Source organism: Dyadobacter sp. SRI_021 (assembly GCF_057586235.1).
The window spans coordinates 63,447-83,691 of sequence record NZ_JBYCZM010000016.1 but is presented as its reverse complement, the minus strand read 5'-3'; the positions used below and the strand labels follow the sequence as shown (position 1 = coordinate 83,691).

19 protein-coding genes are annotated in these 20,245 nt (G+C 49.6%); 8 read left to right on the top strand and 11 right to left on the bottom strand.

Features of this window, described 5'->3' with window-relative positions:
• Window positions 1-54: 54 nt before the first annotated feature.
• The 4 genes from AC2YIT_RS29990 to AC2YIT_RS29975 form a co-directional block, all read right to left on the bottom strand.
• Window positions 55-1,104, bottom strand: a complete 1,050-nt coding sequence (locus AC2YIT_RS29990; RefSeq protein WP_430851481.1) for an ABC transporter ATP-binding protein — start codon at window positions 1,102-1,104, stop codon at window positions 55-57.
• Window positions 1,101-2,123: a FecCD family ABC transporter permease gene (locus tag AC2YIT_RS29985; protein WP_430851483.1), complete on the bottom strand. Its 1,023-nt coding sequence runs from the start codon at window positions 2,121-2,123 to the stop codon at window positions 1,101-1,103. Before AC2YIT_RS29985 ends, AC2YIT_RS29990 begins: the two co-directional genes overlap by 4 nt.
• Before the next feature lie 26 nt (window positions 2,124-2,149).
• Window positions 2,150-3,322: an ABC transporter substrate-binding protein gene (locus AC2YIT_RS29980; RefSeq protein WP_430851485.1), complete on the bottom strand. Its 1,173-nt coding sequence runs from the start codon at window positions 3,320-3,322 to the stop codon at window positions 2,150-2,152.
• A gap of 81 nt (window positions 3,323-3,403) precedes the next feature.
• A complete protein-coding gene (locus AC2YIT_RS29975) occupies window positions 3,404-3,796 on the bottom strand; it encodes a DUF5618 family protein (protein WP_430851487.1) in 393 nt (130 codons plus the stop codon).
• A gap of 172 nt (window positions 3,797-3,968) precedes the next feature.
• Here AC2YIT_RS29975 and AC2YIT_RS29970 point away from each other — a divergent pair, with 172 nt between their 5' ends.
• The 8 genes from AC2YIT_RS29970 to AC2YIT_RS29935 all read left to right on the top strand — a co-directional run bounded on the left by AC2YIT_RS29970 (window position 3,969) and on the right by AC2YIT_RS29935 (window position 13,007).
• Window positions 3,969-5,078: a ligase-associated DNA damage response exonuclease gene (locus AC2YIT_RS29970; protein WP_487281617.1), complete on the top strand. Its 1,110-nt coding sequence runs from the start codon at window positions 3,969-3,971 to the stop codon at window positions 5,076-5,078.
• Window positions 5,075-6,673 (top strand): ATP-dependent DNA ligase, encoded by a 1,599-nt coding sequence (locus tag AC2YIT_RS29965; RefSeq protein ID WP_487281616.1) that lies wholly within the window; start codon window positions 5,075-5,077, stop codon window positions 6,671-6,673. The genes AC2YIT_RS29970 and AC2YIT_RS29965 overlap by 4 nt, the downstream gene beginning before the upstream one ends.
• 68 nt (window positions 6,674-6,741) lie before the next feature.
• Window positions 6,742-7,920: an ATP-binding protein gene (locus AC2YIT_RS29960; RefSeq protein WP_487281615.1), complete on the top strand. Its 1,179-nt coding sequence runs from the start codon at window positions 6,742-6,744 to the stop codon at window positions 7,918-7,920.
• 100 nt (window positions 7,921-8,020) lie between these two features.
• Window positions 8,021-8,254, top strand: coding sequence for a DUF433 domain-containing protein (locus tag AC2YIT_RS29955; protein ID WP_223408154.1), 234 nt, complete (start codon window positions 8,021-8,023; stop codon window positions 8,252-8,254).
• Complete coding sequence (locus AC2YIT_RS29950) at window positions 8,254-8,604, top strand: DUF5615 family PIN-like protein (protein ID WP_223408156.1); 351 nt, start codon at window positions 8,254-8,256, stop codon at window positions 8,602-8,604. Before AC2YIT_RS29955 ends, AC2YIT_RS29950 begins: the two co-directional genes overlap by 1 nt.
• Before the next feature lie 63 nt (window positions 8,605-8,667).
• On the top strand, window positions 8,668-11,130 hold the full coding sequence (locus tag AC2YIT_RS29945; RefSeq protein WP_487281614.1) for a ligase-associated DNA damage response DEXH box helicase: 2,463 nt from the start codon (window positions 8,668-8,670) through the stop codon (window positions 11,128-11,130).
• A complete protein-coding gene (gene pdeM, locus AC2YIT_RS29940; protein WP_487281613.1) occupies window positions 11,120-11,761 on the top strand; it encodes a ligase-associated DNA damage response endonuclease PdeM in 642 nt (213 codons plus the stop codon). The genes AC2YIT_RS29945 and pdeM overlap by 11 nt, the downstream gene beginning before the upstream one ends.
• A gap of 85 nt (window positions 11,762-11,846) precedes the next feature.
• Window positions 11,847-13,007 carry an ATP-binding protein gene (locus tag AC2YIT_RS29935; RefSeq protein WP_487281612.1) on the top strand — a complete coding sequence of 387 codons (1,161 nt, stop codon included), beginning with the start codon at window positions 11,847-11,849 and terminating at the stop codon, window positions 13,005-13,007.
• Between the two features lie 121 nt (window positions 13,008-13,128).
• On the opposite strand, the gene AC2YIT_RS29930 is transcribed toward AC2YIT_RS29935, so the two are convergent.
• From AC2YIT_RS29930 to AC2YIT_RS29900, 7 genes are all read right to left on the bottom strand, one after another.
• Window positions 13,129-13,281, bottom strand: coding sequence for a hypothetical protein (locus tag AC2YIT_RS29930; RefSeq protein ID WP_430851502.1), 153 nt, complete (start codon window positions 13,279-13,281; stop codon window positions 13,129-13,131).
• A 71-nt stretch (window positions 13,282-13,352) separates the two neighbouring features.
• Window positions 13,353-13,559: a hypothetical protein gene (locus AC2YIT_RS29925; protein WP_309993166.1), complete on the bottom strand. Its 207-nt coding sequence runs from the start codon at window positions 13,557-13,559 to the stop codon at window positions 13,353-13,355.
• Window positions 13,560-13,718: 159 nt separating this feature from the next.
• Window positions 13,719-15,722 (bottom strand): PAS domain-containing hybrid sensor histidine kinase/response regulator, encoded by a 2,004-nt coding sequence (locus AC2YIT_RS29920; protein ID WP_487281611.1) that lies wholly within the window; start codon window positions 15,720-15,722, stop codon window positions 13,719-13,721.
• A 27-nt stretch (window positions 15,723-15,749) separates the two neighbouring features.
• On the bottom strand, window positions 15,750-16,157 hold the full coding sequence (locus AC2YIT_RS29915; RefSeq protein ID WP_430851507.1) for a response regulator: 408 nt from the start codon (window positions 16,155-16,157) through the stop codon (window positions 15,750-15,752).
• 62 nt (window positions 16,158-16,219) lie between these two features.
• On the bottom strand, window positions 16,220-17,551 hold the full coding sequence (locus AC2YIT_RS29910) for a sensor histidine kinase (protein WP_487281610.1): 1,332 nt from the start codon (window positions 17,549-17,551) through the stop codon (window positions 16,220-16,222).
• 3 nt (window positions 17,552-17,554) lie between these two features.
• Complete coding sequence (locus AC2YIT_RS29905; protein WP_430851511.1) at window positions 17,555-18,676, bottom strand: FIST signal transduction protein; 1,122 nt, start codon at window positions 18,674-18,676, stop codon at window positions 17,555-17,557.
• 109 nt (window positions 18,677-18,785) lie between these two features.
• A complete protein-coding gene (locus AC2YIT_RS29900; RefSeq protein ID WP_430851513.1) occupies window positions 18,786-20,132 on the bottom strand; it encodes a deoxyguanosinetriphosphate triphosphohydrolase in 1,347 nt (448 codons plus the stop codon).
• Window positions 20,133-20,245 lie beyond the last annotated feature (113 nt).

Sequence of the window (20,245 nt, the reverse complement as noted above, 5' to 3'; positions counted from 1 at the left end):
TCCTGTTCGGCAAATATGAGCCGCAAACTAACTATTTCGTTGCAAAGAATCGCATTAACTCGTCATACGCGGATGCGCGGGGGATGGAAAAAGTAAGTGCATTTGCCCGATAAGTGCCTGAACTGACGATACTTTGACCAGTTCCTTCTGGAAGATTATTTCGGCCTCAAATCCGTTTTCGGCTTCAAATACCCTGATAATGCAGGGGGCATCGCGGTAGCTGCCGACACCCAGTCCTTCCCTTTGCAGCGCCCGCCTTACCCAGAAGAGCGGTTTTTCAGCACCTTCGAGGTAAATCTGCGCATTGTCCACGGGTTGGTGGATGATAAATGTGCCGGTAGTGCGGTCAAATGAAAAGCCGTTTCGGGCAAATGTGGCTTCGAATGCGCCGTTTAGGACAAGATCTTCGGGAAGTCCTGCCAGAATTTTGCCATCGGGGTGCATTAGCCAGAGTTCGTCGGCGGTTTGCAGCGCGAGGTCCAGCTCGTGCGTGCTGAGCAGGATCGCTTTATGCATGTTACGCGCGAGCGTGTGCAGGAGGCGCATCATTTCCACGCGATTAGGGAGGTCGAGGTGGGCCGTAGGTTCATCGAGCAGGATCAGCGGCGTGTCCTGCGCGAGTGCGCGGGCGAGCATTACTTTCTGTCTTTCGCCATCGCTGAGCTGGTGCATATGGCGGTCGAGCAGCGGGGCGATGCCGGTTTGTTCGATGCTTTGGGCTATTTGGAAATGGTCATCTTTTGTCAATGTACCCAGCCAGCCGGTGTAGGGCGTGCGTCCCAATGCAACCAGCTCGCGGGCTGTGAGATTGCCAGCATCGACTCGGTCGGTTAATACAAGACTGAGTTTTTGGGCGAGCTCGGCCGGTTTCAGCGCGTGGAGCGGGCGGTTATCGATCGTAATTTCGCCCGTCAGAGCCGGTTGGAGACCACTTAATGTTCGCATCAATGTAGATTTGCCTGCCCCATTTGAACCGAGCAAACATACCAGGCTTCCGGGCCGTAACTGTAAGTCGAGATCGGTTGCTACCGTTCGTTCCGTACCGGACGACCGGTAACCGATCGCCAGTGCGTGGGTTTCGACAATGGCTTTCTGATTTTTCATGAAAAAGACGAACGTAGGTTATTGCGTCGGACAATGATCCAGATCACGACCGGAGCGCCAAGCAACGAGGTCACGACGTTAATCGGGATGATGGTTTGCGAGCCAGGAAGCTGGGCAATGATATCGCAAAACAGTAACAGTACGGTTCCGGTGAGGCAGGTTGCAGGGATAAGCACGCGGTGGTTGGATGTCCCGAGCAGCGAACGGGTAATGTGCGGAATAGCGATGCCCACAAAACCGATAGGCCCACAAAATGCTGTAACGCTGCCGGTAAGAAGGCTCGTGCTGAGCATGATCATCAAGCGCGTCCGGCCGACCGTAAGTCCCATGCTTCTCGCGTAATTTTCACCCAATAATAATGCATTGAGTGATTTCGAGGATGCAAATGCGAGCAATAAGCCTCCTGTAACTACACCCGAAAGTACATATAAATGATAGCCTGTAACACCGCCCAGTGATCCGAACGTCCACATAATGTATTCCTGCAATTGCTCGGGCTGGCTGAAATATTGCCAGATACTGATGACGGAAAGCGTAATGGTGCCGATCATGACACCCACTATGAGTAGGATTACGTTGTCGCGGATGCGCCCGGCGATCAGGAGAATCAATGCCAGAACACCGGCTGAGCCCAGCGAAGCCATCCCGATAATGAGCCAGCTTCCGGAAATTCCTAACTGGCTGATCGCGTACATGCTCGCGCTGCCCCCGCCTGCAAGCATTACGGCCGCCACACCCAGGCCGGCGCCTGCGGTAATGCCCAGTTCCGATGGTCCGGCCAGTGGGTTACGGAAGAGCGTCTGCATTTGCAGCCCACTGACCGACAGGCCACAGCCAGCAAGCATAGCGGTGATGGCTTTGGGTAAACGTATTTTTTCAATGATAAAAAGCCAGGCCCTGTTCTCGGATTCGCCGGTGGTCACGATCCGGATTACTTCCTTGAATGGTATCGCCACCGAGCCGAGCATGATATCAAGGCAGAACAGGGCGATGGCAAAAATCCCTAAAAAGAGTAACATCCAGCTTCTGTTTGGCATGTGCTGCGTCATTCGGGAAGCTGTTTGTAGTAAATAAGCTGATGATCCGGGAGGAGTTCGGGATGGAAAATCCGGACCATATCAGCCAAAACACTATTTGGGTTTACACTGCCCGATTCAAAAAAATCGTTCGAACCCTGGTCGTTGACCAGGCGGTTGTAGCTGTACAGCCTGCCTGTATGTACCGCTTTGAAATCGGCATAGCGGGTATCCTGGGCTATGATACTTTTCCGGGTGTCGCGACTGTCGAAGCCGACATTCAACCAGTAATCTGCTTTGAGAGCAAATGGATACACAGCTTCGAAACTAAGGGGAAGGCTTCCGGTCGCGGGATCGTTCTTCCACGGGTAATCGGCACCGGCATCCTTAAAGAAACGGGCCATGTAGCTATTCCCTCCGGGCAGAAACCAGGCATCTTTGGTATTCAATCCGGAAAGTACCATAGGCTTCTTCGTCGCTTTTTGGGCAAGGGCAGATAGCCGCTCATATTCTGTTTCTATTTGTGTAAATTTTTGATTAACCAACTCTTCTTTATCCAGCAATGCGGCCATGAGTTTCACCCATTCTGCACGGGCCAGTGGCGTTTGTTCAACCCACTCGGAGTTGATCAGCACCGGTATTCCGGCTTCCTTTAATATGTGGTAATGCTCCATTTTTCCGCCTGGATTGCCAATCGTCATTATCAGGTCAGGTCGCATTTCGATAACCTTCTCGTCATTCAAACCCTGATCGCGGCCTACTTCTGCTATTTTGCCGGCTTTGATCATGTCGATAACTTTCGGAGAATACACGTATTGCAAATTGCCAAGACCGGTCAGCACGTGTTCCGCATTCAGGAAACCCAATAATCCGATATGCATGGAAGACATGGCGACGAGGCTTTTTACCGGTATTTCAATGCGCTGAGCGCGTGGGTAACCCGCGGGCATTGCAGCATCTTTTTTTTGAAGAATATATTGTAAAGTATCGTCCTTTCCGCCGAATGGATTGATAATGCTGACCAGTTTGAAGTCTTTGAAATAGGCAATCTTAAATCCTCGTGCGTGATGGATTTCAGTTTTAACAAACCGGGTGATTGAATCGGCGGAAGCCTTCTGTCCCTTTTGCTCATCGCCTGATGGGCCGCAGCCCTGGATAAGCAAGCCTGTGAAAATGAGCAGGTAAAAGATTTTGAACATCATTTGTAATTTTGAACGAGTCATCGACTCGTTCAAAATTACTCATTTATTAAGCGTTTGCAGTGGTTAATGAATTTGTTCTCGTCAAATGTAACTCAGCATTTGTCTGACATTATTTAACCCATTTTGCATAGTGTCCACAGAACGAGTTCCATGATAGTAGCCAGCCAAATGCAGCTCATCATACACATTAGCGAGAATTCTCAAAAGCTTCTTGTCGTACTTTCTCAGCCGTATCATATAATCCTCGATACTCTTTGGTTTCGTAAAATGAATGCATTCCTTCTGCCGGAGATATTCATCCAGAATAAGCAATGCAGCCGAATAAGCCGTACCCGCAGCCATTTTAACATACTTGACATCGGCATAGAGGCCGTCTTTCTTGCCGGCTTTCTCGGTTAGGATCTGGCGTGCGTTTTCAAGGTAGCGTTCGGCTTCCTGCGCGGGAGTGAGGGGGAGATGGTGTTGTTCCGGCATAGTGGTGTGTTGGTTTATCTTACTCTTTATACGAACACATTCAGGAAAGGTAACATTCAAGTTCTGAATAAATTTCATCAGCTTTTACTGTCGGGTGGCAAAAGTTAGCACTCAATCGCATTTATAGCCGGGCTGGTGGCGCATTTGGCATACTTTTGATAAATTCCGGGATATGCCAAAACAGCCTCTCTTACAGTTTACCGGCAAAAGTATTTATTGCGCCATTGCCGATGTTCATATCGATCCGTGGATGCCCGTAGGCCGCGCGATCATCACGCATGCGCATAGCGATCACGCGCGATGGGGAAGCCGGCATTACCTCGCACACAAGGATAGCGAGCCGATCCTGCGGCTACGGCTCGGGCAGGATATTAATCTCCAGACGGTGCAATATGGTGAGAAATTCATGATCAACGGGGTGAAGTTTTCTTTGCATCCGGCCGGCCATATCATTGGGTCGGCGCAGGTGAGGGTGGAGTATCAGGGCGAAGTGTGGGTAGCCAGCGGCGACTACAAGCTGGAAGACGATCATTTCGCAACGCCGTTCGAACCCGTGAAATGCAATGTGTTTATCACCGAATCTACATTTGGATTACCTATTTATAAGTGGCAGCCGCAGCAAGAGGTGATGACAGAAATCGACGACTGGTGGGCGCAGAACCGCGCCGAAGACAAGGCCAGTGTGTTAATGGGTTATTCGCTGGGGAAAATGCAGCGGATTTTGAGGAATATCCGGTTGCAGGATTCTTCCATTTACGCGCACGGGGCCATTTACACTGTGAATGAGCGCCTGCGAGAGGCTGGTTTCGATCTGCCGGAGCTGACATTGGTTACCAAAGAGATAGACAGAAAGCTGTTCAAAGGGGCGCTGGTGCTGGCTCCACCTTCGGCTGACGGCACCACGTGGATCAGGAAGTTTGCACCTTATTCGGTCGGGTATTGCTCTGGCTGGATGGCTCTGCGTGGCGCTAAAAACCGCCGCGCGGTGGATCAGGGGTTCGTATTAAGCGACCATGTCGACTGGCCTGATCTGAACCGGGCTGTGAAAGAAACCGGCGCCGAAAAAGTGTACGTCACGCATGGTTATACGAGCATTTATGCACGTTGGCTCAATGAAAACGGCATTGAAGCGGCCGAAGTGAACACGATGTACGGTAACGAGGACGAAAATGAAGAAGAGGAAGCCGCGCAGGATGTTTCGGCAGGGCAGAATGCCTATGAAGAGCACAAACGAGAGCTTGACGGGCTAGTGGACACAGACAAAGACGGTACCGGGCTATGAAACAGTTTGCAGAACTCTTCATGAACCTCGACCGCACGAACAAGACGAATGCGAAGGTCGATTTGTTGAAAAGCTACTTTCTGACGGCTTCGGACGAGGATAAGCTGTGGGCGTTGACATTGTTTACAGGGCGCAGGCCCTCATTCAAAGTCAATCGCACGCAGGTGAAAGAATGGGCTGCAGAGGAGGCCGGAATCCCGATGTGGCTTTTTCAGGAGAGCTACCATAGCGTGGGGGATTTGGGTGAGACGATTTCGCTGCTTTTGCCGCGGATAAGCCCCGGAAGTTCTGAGAAATCGCTCTCGGAGTGGTTCCGCTACCTGGGAATGCTGCCCGGCATGACCGACGAGCAAAAGCGAGATCACATTACCCGCGCCTGGATGCAGCTTTCGCAGCATGAGACATTCGTATTCAATAAACTGCTCATGGGCAGCTTCCGCATCGGGGTTTCGCAGACTTTGGTAGTCCGTGCATTGGCAGAAGCGACCGAAACCGATTCCAATGTGATTGCCCACCGGGTAATGGGGCAATGGGACCCGTTGGAAACTACTTTTGAGCAGCTGATTCTTGATAAAGGTGAAAATGACAATGCGTCGCGTCCTTACCCGTTTTTTCTCGCTTACCCGATAGAGGGTGACGTTGCGGATCTCGGCGAGCCCGGCGACTGGTTTGCCGAGTGGAAATGGGACGGCATCCGCTCTCAAATCATTTACCGGAACAAGGAGTTGTTCATCTGGACAAGAGGCGAGGAATTGTCCACCGAAAAGTTTCCTGAGCTGCATTTCCTGAGTGAGGTTCTTCCCGCTGGTACCGTGCTCGACGGTGAAATTGTAACTTATGCGGATGGCCGGCCTATGCCGTTCAATGTGTTGCAAACCCGCATTGGTCGTAAAAATTTGTCCAAAAAGGTGCTCGAAGAAGCACCGGTTGCATTTTTGGCTTATGATATGCTCGAAGCGAATGGCGTGGATATCCGCGGGCTTACGCAGGAGCAGCGTCGCGCGCAGCTGGAAGCGGTATATGCGAATATACCCCCACAAAGCTATTTCAACCTTTCGCCGTTGATCGATTTCGGAGATTGGCAGGTCCTGCGTGACCTTCACCCGCAGTCGCGCGAGAATATCGCGGAAGGCTTCATGATCAAGCGTAAAGCGAGCACTTACCAGGTCGGTCGTAAGAAGGGCGATTGGTGGAAATGGAAGATCGATCCGCTGAGTATCGACGCGGTGCTTATTTATGCCCAGAAAGGTTCCGGTCGTCGCGCCGAACTTTTCACCGACTATACCTTCGCTGTATGGGGCGACGACGGTAAGCTTGTACCGTTTGCGAAGGCCTATTCCGGCCTCACGGATGCTGAAATCGGGCAGGTGGATTACTTTATCAAGCGCAATGTTCTCGAAAAATTTGGTCCTGTCCGCACCGTCAAGCCCGAGCTGGTTTTTGAAATCGGATTTGAAGGAATCAATGAGTCAACGCGCCATAAATCGGGAATAGCAGTACGGTTTCCACGGATTTTGCGGTGGCGGAAGGATAAGAAGGCAGAGGAAGCGGATAGTTTGAGTAGCTTGCGAGAGATTCTATATAATTATAGATAAACATTAAAAAATATAACTATTTGTGTTTTAACTATGCAAATTTAATATTCTATGTTAGATTTGCATAGATGATTAGACGCAGGCTCGAAAATAGAATCAAGGAGGCTCTGACAAAGAATGCTTCGATCGCTCTGATGGGACCCCGTCAGATAGGAAAAACTACAATCGCTCTCGATGTGGTTGACGCTACACCTGCATTATATTTAGATCTGGAAAGTCGTCTGGATCTGGAAAAAGTCAGAGACATCCGCGCATTTTATGAGGCGAATAAGGACCAGCTGATTGTTCTTGATGAAGTTCAACGGATACCTGAGCTTTTTACCGAATTGCGAGGTATTATCGATCAGGAGAGGCGAAGAGGCAACAGATCGGGTTTGTTTTTATTCCTTGGCTCGGCTTCTATTGATTTACTTCAACAATCGAGCGAGTCGCTCGCGGGGCGCATATCCTACCTGGAACTTTACCCCCTAGACGTTATTGAATATGCGTCCGAGGATTTTCAACAGGTTAACACATTGTGGCTTCGCGGTGGCTTCCCCGAAAGTTTATTGGCGGCTTCGGATCGCGACAGCCTGGAATGGCGACAGGATTTTATCCGGACGTATCTCGAACGTGACATTCCTCAACTTGGTCCGCGCATTCCGGCAACAACTTTGGAGCGGTTCTGGACAATGCTCGCGCATAATCAGGGCGGAGTATTAAATGCATCGCACCTGGCGAGAAATCTCGACGTTTCGGGCGTGACCATTAGTCGTTACCTGGATTTGATGGTCGATCTGCTCCTCGTAAGACGGTTGCAGCCCTGGGCTTCGAATGCAGGCAAAAGATTGGTGCGAAGTCCCAAAATTTATGTGAGAGATAGCGGTATTACCCATGCTTTAATGGGGATAGAAACTTTCAATAACCTGCTAGCCCATCCGGTGGTAGGCGGTAGTTGGGAAGGATTTGTAATAGAAAACATTATGAGCGTTGCCCCGGCCCGGATGCAGCCCTATTTCTACCGCAGCGCCGGTGGCGCGGAGGTTGACCTGATCCTGGAATTTGCGGACGGTAAAAAATGGGCAATCGAAATCAAAAGAAACTCGGCTCCGCATTTATCCAAAGGATTTCACATTGCCTGCGAGGACATTCAGCCGGACAGAAAATTCGTGATCTATTCGGGAAAGGATACGTTTCCTATGGGTGATGGCGTTGTGGCTACTTCGCTTATCAATATCATGAGGGAAATTTTGGATAATTATAAATGACCGCCTGATCATAAAGTGTTTATCGAGCGGTTGTAAGCCAGTAGTAGCAATTTGTTTCAGTATTTTGTTGTTATTTTTGTATAAAAGCTGACTTGCAGACATGAATAATAAGTTGGAACGAATTACAATAGATGAAGCCGTGTGCAATGGTAAACCGGTTATCCGGGGTTTTCGGATGACGGTTAAAACCGTATTAGAGTATCTGGCGGCAGGGGAAAGCATTGAAAATATACTGGCTGCTTACCCGTTTTTGGAGGAAGACGATATTAAGGCATGCATCGAGTTCGCTGCCAAAACGGTTGACGGTGAACATTTTTCCTTAACGGCTGCCTGATGTCGGTTTACCGCTATTTGATCGACGTTAACCTTCCCAAATATTTCAGCTTTTTTCATTCTCCTGAATTTGAATTTGTCATCGACATCAATGCGAAATGGCCTGATCGGGACATTTGGGGTTATGCACAGGAGCATGGACTCATCATTGTCACGAAAGATTCTGATTTCTACCATCGTTGCCTGCTCGATAAACAGCCTGCTAAGGTGATTCATTTGAAGTTAGGAAATCTGCTCCTGAAAGATCTTCATACTTTTTTTCATAACAACTGGGATCAGATTACATCCCATCTCCCCGAAGCCCGGCTGATCATTGCGACGGTAGACGGCCTCGAAGTTTTCCCCTACTGACTTCTTTTGTAGATTGGTACAGAAATTGTGAAATCAGTCCTGTATTTAATCAGACTATCACCCTTGACCAAATCCCGCGGACATGCCATTGTTGAACAATGGTTTAAAGATAAAAAGTGGAAATGGGCAGCTTTTCAGAAGGAGGCCGCGGTGGCTTATCTGGCGGGGAAAAGTGGCTTGGTGAATGCACCCACGGGTAGCGGAAAGACCTACTCGCTCTGGCTACCGATCCTGATCAGGCATATCAATTCGCTTCCTAAAAAGCCTCTCAAAACAAAAAAAAGGCTGCAAGTACTTTGGATTACGCCGCTTCGGGCGCTTTCGAAAGACCTTTTCCGGAACATGGAAATGGCGGCGCTTGAAATGAACCTCACGTGGCGCGTAGGCATACGTACGGGCGATACGGGTACGCGGGAACGCAACGAGCAGAAGCGGCAAATGCCCGACGCCCTCATTATCACGCCGGAGAGCCTGCACATGCTTTTTACGCAAAAGAACGCCTCCGAATTCTTCAAAAACCTCCATACGGTAGTCGTGGACGAGTGGCACGAGCTCATGGGTAGCAAGCGCGGCACGCAGACGGAGCTTGCGCTGGCGCGCCTGCGGACCATTAACCCGGATCTGCAAACCTGGGGCATCTCCGCGACGATCGGAAACCTGGGAGAAGCGAAGCAGGTACTGCTGGGAATGCGGTTCCCGGAAGAAAACTCGGTGATTATCCGGGCGAATACTGAAAAGAAGATCCTGGTGGAAAGTATCATTCCCGACAGGGTGGAAACGTTGCCGTGGTCGGGGTATATGGGGATCAGGCTGGTGGATAAGGTGGTGGAAGTGGTGAACAGGAGCCGTACTACGCTGCTTTTTACCAATACGCGGTCGGGAACGGAAATCTGGTACCGTACGATCATCGAAAAATACCCTGAGTTTGCCGGTATTATGGCCCTGCACCACGCCTCACTCGACCGCGAGATTCGCGATTGGGTGGAGGAGGCATTGCACGACGAGCGGTTGAAACTGGTCATATGCACTGCCAGCCTTGATCTGGGGGTCGATTTCCGGCCTGTGGACACGGTTATTCAGGTAGGGAGCCCCAAAAGCATTGCGCGGTTCGTGCAACGCGCGGGCAGGAGCGGTCACCAGCCGGGCGTCGATAGCAAGATCTATTTTTGCCCTACCAATGCATTGGAACTGATCGAAGCCGTATCACTGCGGGAGGGCGTGATCAAGAATATGATCGAGGACCGGCCACCGGTTGCTCATGCATTCGATGTGCTGGCTCAATGGATGATCACGCTGGCAGTAGGCGAGGGGTTCGATGAAGCGGAGCTTTTCGAAGAGGTGCGAAATACATATGGCTATCAATATCTTAACCGGGAGGAATGGGAGTGGCTCCTGGGATACATCACCACGGGCAGTTCGTCGCTCACGGTTTATGACGAATACAAGAAAGTAGAAAGAGTGAATGGCCGCTATGTGGTGACGAGCCGGCGTATAGCCCATCGGCATTTGCTGAGCATGGGCACGATCGTTTCCGAAGTTTCGCTGAAAGTGAAGCTGCAAAGTGGAAAATACCTGGGAGCCGTGGAGGAGTCATTTGTGACGTGGATGAAAGCCGGCGACGTATTTTTCTTTGCTGGTATGAGTGTGGAATTTGTACGAATCCATGAAATGACCGTGACCGTCAAAAAGGCTGAGGGTAAAAAAGGTTACCTCGTGCGCTGGGCAGGAGGGCGGATGCCTCTGTCGTCCCAGCTCTCCGCATTCATCCGCGAACGCCTCGCCGACGCGATCGAAAACCCGCATAAGGAAGTGGAGCTGGCCAAAATGCAGCCGTTACTCAAATTGCAGGAAAAGCGCTCGGTCATTCCTAAGACTAACGAACTGCTGATCGAGCAATGCGAAACCCGCGAGGGATATCATATCTTCATATTCCCTTTCGAGGGGCGACTGGTGCATGAGGGCATGTCGATTTTGCTCGCTTACCGCATTAGCCAGCTGCGGCCGATCACATTTTCGGTGGCGATGAACGATTACGGTTTTGAGTTGTTAAGTGATCAGTATGTGGATCTGGCCGAAATCCTGGGTGAAACGGACCTTTTCTCGACCCAACATCTCGTCGACGATATTTACCAGAGCGTGAACGCGACGGAAATGGCGAAACGGAAGTTCCGCGAGATTGCCGCCATTGCGGGGCTGATGTTTCAAGGATATCCGGGTAAATATGTCAAAACGAGGCAATTGCAGGCGTCGAGTTCATTGCTTTTCAATGTGATGAGTAAGTATGAAGACAATAACCTGCTGATCAAGCAAGCATATCAGGAGGTTCTGACTTACCAGCTTGAAGAGGTACGCATGCGCGAGGCGCTTGCGCGGATCGAACATCAGAAAATAGTCATACAAAACACCGACAGACCGACGCCATTCTCGTTTCCGATCATGGTCGACAGGCTTCGGGAGCAATTAACTTCGGAAAAGCTGGACGACAGGATCCAGCGAATGATCAAACAGTACGGTAATGCAGATTGAGATCAGAGGCAACCACTTTTTATTATTGACGCAGAGGGCGATTTTCTGGGAAGAAACACAAACATTACTGATCGGAGACCTGCATTTAGGGAAAGTAACGCATTTCAGAAAGGAAGGAATAGCGATCCCGCACAATGCCGCCGCCAACAACTTCGAGCGGCTCGATGAACTGGTCCGGCAGACCGGAGCCACCCGCATTATATTCCTCGGCGATCTTTTTCACAGCGAATACAATTCAGAATGGGAAACGTTCCGCGAATGGCGCGCCGGGCACCACTACATCGAAATGATCATCGTCATAGGTAACCACGACATCCTGCCCGTAAGCCTGTTGCTCGAATGTGATTTACAAGTGTATGCAGATGATTACGAGGAAGATGTATTCATTTTTACACATCATCCGAAAGTGGAGTTCGATACTTCCAAATTCGTTTTCGCGGGCCATGTGCACCCGGTTTTCACTTCCTATGGCAGAGGCCGCCAGAGCGTGCGGCTGCCGTGCTTTGTGATTGATAAATACCAGGCAATTTTGCCGAGTTTTGGGGTGTTTACAGGAGGATACCAGATGGGGCTGGCTGATGATAGGAAGATTTACATTACGACGGAGACCCGAGTGTTTTCTGTTTGTTAGTGGTTGACAATGAAGTGATTATGTTGAAATCGGAAAAATATGGAATTAGATTCCATATTTTTCCGATTTTGCTTATTTTTGATGTATGATAGAAAGAATTGCTGCATCAAAAATTGAGCAATTGGCAGCCACATTCAAATCTGTGGCTGTTACCGGACCGCGGCAGTCCGGCAAAACGACATTAGCAAAGTCATTGTTTCCCGAAAAAGCGTACTTATCTCTCGAAAACCCGGACGTTCGGCGATTTGCATTAGAAGACCCGCGTGGGTTTCTGGCGAGGTATCAATCCGGGGCCATTTTTGATGAAGTACAACGCGCGCCCGAGCTATTTTCCTATTTACAGGAAATCCTGGATGACTCGCCAGAGCCCGGTCGTTTCATTCTTACTGGTTCCAATAACTTTCTATTGCAGCAAAATATCTCGCAAACCTTGGCCGGTCGCGTTGCTATTTTGAATCTATTGCCATTCAGTACCGCGGAGCTTTTTGCAGGATTCAATGACGTGCCTGATGAGGACCAATTGATATTTAAAGGGCTATACCCGCCTATTTACGAGCCTGGAATCCCGCCGGAAGATTGGTTTCCCAACTATTTGCGGACTTACATTGATCGCGATGTGCGGCAAATCAAAAACATTACCGATCTCATCGTATTCGAAAGGTTCATACGACTTCTTGCCGGACGGAATGGTCAGGAATTGAACCTCACTTCTCTTGCAGTCGACACAGGCGTGGACACAAAAACCGTGCAGTCGTGGATAGGCATTCTGGAAAGCAGTTTTATCATTTATCTTTTGCGCCCGCATTATAAAAATTTTAATAAAACCCTCATTAAGCGGCCCAAGGTCTATTTTTATGATACAGGACTGGTTTGTTCGCTGCTCGGAATTTCCAGTATGGAACAATTGCCGCTTCATCCGTTGCGCGGCGTACTCTTTGAATCGCTGGTGGTTACGGAACTCGTAAAACAGCGGACGAATGCGGGAAGGCCTGTCAACCTTTACTACTGGCGTGATAAAACCGGGCATGAGGTTGATATTATAATTGATAATGGCCTTTCACTACTTCCTGTCGAGATTAAAGCCGGAAAGACAGTTAACAACGAGTTTTTCGGCAATATCACCTATTGGAACAAGTTGAGCGGCGCAACGAAGGGCTACATCGCCTACGCCGGGAACCAGATCGAAGAGCGTTCGAACGGGATCACCGTTCTGAATTGGTTTGAGTTATTGAAACGGGGTGTTTAGCGTCTTTTGCACAAAGGAGGCTCCATCTGGAGCCAGGACGTCCTTTCACACAATGCCATGCTATAAACAGAAGATTCGTATGGAATCAATCTTGTAGATGTAGTTCTGGGGAGCGTCCCGTTTATAGCGACCGGAGCGATACGTGGTAAAAGGAGGCTCCATCCGGAGCCAAAAGGCTTTCAACCATGAAGTTGAGAGAGTTAATTATTTCGCTTGCGCTGTCGGTTTGGAAAAATGCTTTGATGATTTCGTGTTCGTTTTGCAGTGTGCTCATGTTATAAAAATAGTTTAGGTAAAAAATATATTTGTAGAGTATTCTACAAAATCTGTGCAAATAAAAAGCCTTTACGGCTCATGGGTGATAATAGTCTCGATTTTGAACCTGCCAAATTCAATTAAAATCTCTTTCATTCGCTTCTCTGAAACACCGCCCCCGTGGGTATAGTCACGCCATGCAGATACGGGTTTTCCCTTTTTCAGGTCCGCTGGTAGATTTGGGTACTCGTTTTTTAACCACCAATCAAATGCTTCAGGGATTGAAGAAAACTTCATCGTTGCAAATATAGAATTTGTAGATTACTCTACAAAGAAATAAAGGCTTTGTAGAAACTGATATTACGAATTTTACAAATATATCAGTTTGTGATTTATCTGCCGGGCAGCACTGTGTGCGAAATAGCGATGCGTCTGGAAAAGCGGCTCATTAAGCCCTCAGCTCAGTGCCGCCCGCGTAGGCTGGGTTTTCACTTTCAAATGCTTGCTGATCACCCGGATCAATTCTTCTGCCTTGAAAGGCTTTGTTACAAATCCGCTGAAATTGCAGGCAGCTATTTCGGGGGTCTTTTCGGCGAAGGTGTCCGCTGTGAGGGCGATTACCGGAACGTGCCGGTGCCTGGGGTAGGAGCTTTGGATTTTTTTCATGGCCGTCACACCATCCATAACCGGCATTTGAATATCCATTAAAATCAGGTCGAAATCGGCGGTTTCGAGGGCGTGGAGCACTTCTTTCCCATTGTTGCAGATTACAAAGTCCGCCTCCCATTTGTTGAGCAGATGTTTGAGCAGGATCTGGTTCGCCAGGATGTCCTCGGCGGCCAGAATGCGGTAGCCCTTCAACGATAAAGTGGCAGGTGCGCCGGTCTTTTCTTCTTCATACGAGGTACTTCCCTTGCCAAAATTCAACACCACGGTAAATGTGCTGCCTTCCCCAAGCCTGCTGCTTGCGGAAATAGATCCGTTCATGAGTTCGGTGATCTTTCGGGTAATGCTTAAACCAAGCCCGGTACCCCCGAAATTACGCGCGGCATTGTTATTGTGGGCTTGTGAGAAGCTGTCGAAAATGACACTCAGTTTGTCTTCCGAAATGCCTATTCCAGAGTCAGACACTGCTATTTGCAGGTCGATATTGTCGCCGTGGTCTTGGGAGAGCCGCACGTCAACCTTAACAAAACCGCCTTCTTCCGTGAATTTGATGGCATTGCCGATCAGATTGACCATGATCTGATTGAGCCGGTAGGGGTCGCCCATGACGATTTGGGGGACCTCGCTGCTGCAATGGAATGTAAAATCGATCGACTTTTCGCTGGCCCGGATTTCAAAGGTTTTCATCAGGTAGCCGAGCTTCTCGCGTAAATCGAACTCAAAGTTTTCCAACCCGAACTTTCCGGCTTCAATTTTTGAGAAGTCGAGAATGTCATTCAGGATCACCAGCAGGTTATCGGCAGAGTATTTGATTGTGTTCAAATGCTGCTGTTGCTCTCCTGTAAAACCACTCAACAGGAGCAAATCCGTAAACCCTATGATCGCATTCATCGGTGTGCGGATCTCGTGGCTCATGGTCGAAAGGAAGTCGGATTTGATGCGCGTCGCTTCTTCGGCATCTTTTTTGGCTTTAATCAGCTCTTGTTCTGCCAATTTGCGTGCAGTAATGTCGATCGCCGTGCCGAGCACTTCCTGCACACGTCCCCGAGCATTCCTTTTGAAAGGTACTTCACGGGTGATGATCCAGATTTCCGAGCCGTCCTTGTGTTTCAGCCTGAACTCTTTTTCCACCACTTCACCGTCCTTCACCCGGTACCGCATATGGTTGTAGTGTTCGCGGAAAGTGTGCTGGTCCTGCTCGTTGATGATCTGGGCGAGGCCTTTGCGCGTATCGGTTTCGACTTCGCATTCCGAATAGCCCAATATTTTCCAAATCTGTTTGTTGTGGAAAATATTGGTCCATTTCTCGATGTCGATCACATAAATGATATTAGGAGAGAGGAGTGCTACTTTGTTAATAAACTCTTCTTTTTCGGCTAATTCGTGCTCTGCGACCTCCCTGCCCTTTTCCATTTCGAGCATTTGTCGCATGGTATGGAAGGCCTTCGTCAGTTTTTCCGGAGTAACTTCCGATTTGGGAAAATAATCCAGTGCACCAGCTTTCATCATTTCAACGGCGAGACGTTCGTCGCCATGCGCCGTAAGCACGATTACGGGCAGGTGCGGAGCACGTTTCTTAACGGCTTTCAACAGCTCCAACCCGTTGGTTTTGGGTAGTTGGTAGTCGAGGAAAATGCACCCGGGCATCCATACATCGAGCATCTGGAGTGCCTCCTCCGCATATTTGCATATTCTGACCTCCCCTATTTCCACTTGCGCCCTGCTGATAGCACGGTTCAGTTTCATAGCGTCGATATCGTCGTCTTCAACAAGCAGGATGGATAACGGGGGCATAACGAGGGCTTATAGTGGCGGATGTTACTACTGAGGATATTCGCAAAGTGTCCAATAGCTATTCAGCGTGGAAACCGCCGCAATAAACCGGTCCATCGATAACGGTTTGAGAATGTAGCCGGCAACGTTCAGGTTGAAAGCCTCGATCTTGTCACTGTCTTCATTGGAGGTGGTCATCACAAAAACGGATAGCGAAGCGAGCGACGGGTCTTGCCTGATTTCTTTCAAAAATTCGATGCCGCCCATTTTGGGCATGTTCAAGTCGAGCAATACAATTTTCGGCCTGGGATATTCCAAAGTTTCGGAGCGGAGCAACGCCAATGCTTCAATGCCGTTGGATGCGACGACGAGTTGGTTGGAGATATTGTTCTTCTTGAATGCCCGCTTGACATTCATCACATCAACTTCGTCGTCTTCTACGAGTAGTATGGTCATCGGGAGAGGGTTGGAAAAGGACATTTTTTTATTGAATAGTAGTTAAAATGGGTTATCCGACATTACTGGATGTCTTTTGCTTCGTTTTTCGGCCAGGTAAAAAGGAATGTCGTCTCCTCGCCCATAACCGTTTCGATCCTTATTTTGCTGTGTTTTTCGTCCAGGATTTTCTTCACAATGGCGAGGCCTACGCCGGTACTTTCCACCTCGTCGCGCGCTTGGAGGGTCTGGAAAATCACGAATATCCGCTCATGGAATTCGGGGCTGATGCCGGGGCCGTTGTCACTTACATAAAACTCAAACTGATTACCGAGATCTTTCCAGCCGATGGTAATCCGGATCTCCGCCTTGTCATTGTATTTGATGCCATTGGAAATCAGATTTTGCAGGATTTGTGTCAATGCAATTTTTTCTGCCTCGATCTCTGTACCCGGATCTCCTTCGATACGGAATGAAAGCGGTTTTTTGGTACTGAACGATTCACAGAGCTCGTCGACCAGGCTTCTGATCAGGAATTTCTCTTTCACGGTTTTGATCCGTCCTGCGCGGGAATAGGATAAAATCCCGTTGATCAGGTTTTCCATCCGGTGCACACGCCCGCGCAGGAGCCTGAACTGGTCCCTGGTTTCGCCTTCGAGCATATCGGCAATATCCTCCTCGATCCATTCTGAAAGGTTGTTGATCGCCCGCAGCGGCGCCTTCAGGTCGTGGCTCACGACATAGGCAAACTGGTCGAGTTCGGCATTGATGCGTTCCAGGTCGTGGGTATAGGATTTCAGCTTCGTTTCCGCCGTCACGCGCGCGGTTACATCCGAGAGCGTGCCCGTGAAGCCGATGTGTTCACCATCGACATAATATGGGCTCAGTGACACGCCGAGCCATTTTTCCTGCCCGTCCGCTGTGAATATGCGCAAGGTATTTTCCTTTCCGTGGGTTTGGGCGTGGAGTATTTCAACCAGCTTCTCCCTGGATTCGAGCAGGGGGAGAAAGCCTGCAAAACGTTGGCCAAGACTGGCGGCCACCGGGTAGCCGGTAATGCTTTCCCAAGCCTGGTTGAGATAGGTAAAATTGCCTTCGCGATCCAGCTGCACCAATACCTCCGAAATGCTGCCCACTACCTCTTCCAACCGTTTGCTGGTGAGAGCGGCCTCTTCCGTTTTTTCCTGTGCAATGCGGCTTAGTTCGCGGTTGGCTTTGAAAAGTTCGCCGGAGCTTTGTTCCAATATCAGCTCCATCCGCGTCAGATCGTCCTGGTATTCGGTATAGGCTTGATTTACAGCCATCAGGAAATCCTGCATGTCGGGATGTTCGGCAAGATCGGATGGTAGTGACTTCCTGATTTGTCGTTTTAGGAGCCGGTGGTAATTGGTTTCGGTCAGTTCGAGCGTTTGCATCGCTTATTCTCGGAAAGTGGTAATGGTCATGGTTTGGTTATGCAGCTCACAAAACGAATCGCGGTTGAACGGCGCCAGCTCGCCATAGGAATAGAAACCCGTCATAACCGGCCCTTTCAACACTCCGGAGACGGATTCTACCTCTTCTTCCACCATTTGTTTCAACACCAGTTTCCGCCCGACGCAGCTTACCAGAATAGCAAATTCAGCCTGGCTATCCAGTCCCCGCACGGCTTCCTCGGCCGCTTCTTCGGCGCCGTTGATCAGCCGGTCGTTGTTGGCTTTCATCAATCTCACAAACGAGCCTTCGGGAATATCTCCGGCGAATGTCAGGCTCTTTTCATTTTCATTGATCCCCAGGATCGTGCGTACCACCGGTGCGCGGTCCTCACTGTCACGCATGCTCAGCGGGAAAAGCAGGCCCGATGCAGGTAATTCTTTCGCTTTATCACCCAGAAATGATTTATAAAGGTCGAGTGCCGGCTCACCGTCGATTTCGTAAAGGATATTCTCTTTGGAACGCGTTACCCGTCTGTCAAGCCCGAAGCTGTCCCAGCCGCCGCGCGAACCGTAACCGATCGAAAGCTTTTCACCATAAAAGCCAATAGCCGCCACACTTTCGGTAGCGACTTTTCCATCGGGCTCAATAATTATCGTACGGGCAAAATGCGAGCCGTCGCCGGCCAGTCCCCCCGTAATAGTAGCACCGTCGGTCAACCCTTCAGTCATGCCCTTGACCAGGTCGGTACCATTGACTTTGAGGCCATCGGAAACGACGAAGACGTGTTTCAGGCCTTGGGACGGAAGTTGGGAAACGAGCCGTCTTCCGGCTTCCAGGCTGTCAAAATCAATATCTTCAAGGCTGATTTTAGAGCTTTTGATCGAAACTTCTTCGAACGCGATACCCGTAACAATAATACTATGGTCCATTACCGACTCATTAGCGATTTCCCCGGCGGTTGAGCATCCGGAAAATACGGCATCGGGATATTGTGCCGCGAGCTGGTGTGAAATCCCGGTAGTTTCAAGCAATTCCCGATCACCGAAAATGAACAACAATTGTGGGGAAAACGAGAACAGGATTTCACTGGGATTATCCGAATAGATAAACTGTTCAATCAGCATAGGGACAGGAGGTTGCAGCGTGATAAATCGATCTACAATTTACATAAAACTTTTGAGAACGAATTATTTTTACGCTTCCTCCTGAGCTGTCGTGATAAATTGGTTTTTGCTACGAAATAGATGGGAATGAAATCCCCTTGATTTTACGGAATAGTTCTACTGCATAGAGGTCTGTCATGCCTGATACAAAATCGAGGACAGTCTGTATCCGGGAGTAGGGGTCCGTTTTCGTGGTGATGAATTGCTTGGGGATCAGGTCGACCAGCTTTCGCGTGTAATGGGAGTTATTGTTGAGATAAGCCGGTACAAATTCTTCAAGCAACCCGCCCATTACCTTATAACCTGCTACTTCGATCTGCACAACCGACGAGTAATTGTAGATTTTCTGAATGGATATCCGCTCGATCTCTTTCATCGCCGAGCGGTACGGTTCGGGAATGCGGTCGATCAGACTTGCATTGAAATCGCCGTTTAGGATTGTATTTTGTTCATTGATAAACAGTTCCGAGCAGGCCCCGATGAGCGTACTGATCGATTTGGCACGCAGCAGGCCTATTTTGGCATCGTCATCGTCGATGTAGGCCAGACGTTCCGACATCCGGGCATCATTGCATAACGCGAGGAGCAGCGCTTCCACTTCCTGATAGGAGAGAATTTTGAGCCGGTGCGCATCTTCAAGGTCTATGATGTTGTAACAGATATCGTCCGCCGCCTCTACCAGGTACACCAGCGGGTGTCTTTTATAAACCACCGGCGATTCCGAAACCTGCGACAAGCCCAGTTCGGCGGCGATTTTCTGAAACCCGGCCTGCTCAGATTGAAAGAAACCGTATTTTTTGGTGTAAATATGGGCTTTCCTGTGCCCGGCGAGGGCTTCGCAGGGATATTTGGCGATGGCGGCCAAAGTGGAGTAGGTCAATGCGAAACTGCCATAACCTTTACCTGCATACGGGTGCGTGAGAATGCGGATTGCATTGGCATTGCCTTCGAAATGCGTCAGGTCGGCCCACTGTGCTTCGCTGACTTTGTTTTGGTATTTCAAACCATCGCCATCCGTGAAGTAATGCGAAATAGCGGCCTCACCCGAATGCCCGAATGCAGGGTTGCCCAGGTCGTGCGCGAGGCACGCGGCTGAAACGATATTGCCGATCTCGCTGATCAGCGGCAGGTCGTCGTCGACCTGATGGTTTTCAGTTTTCAGGTGATTATAAAACATCCGCCCGAGCGACTTGCCTACACTGGCTACTTCGAGGCTGTGTGTGAGCCGGTTGTGAACGAAAATGCTCCCGGGAAGAGGAAATACCTGTGTTTTGTTCTGCAACCGGCGGAAAGGTGAGGAAAAGATCAGCCGGTCGTAATCGCGCTGGAACTCCGAGCGGGCCTCGGTCGGATCGGAATTGTATTTATCTTCGCTGCCCCAGCGCTTTGCCGACAGCAATTGTTCCCACTTCATCATATTGATCTCGAAATAAACGGCAAAACTAATGGCTTTCGGTGAAAATGTGCAGGGAAAGACCAGTAATGCGGATTTCAGGTAGAAACCGGCGCTTCGCGGGCTTTTAACAAAGT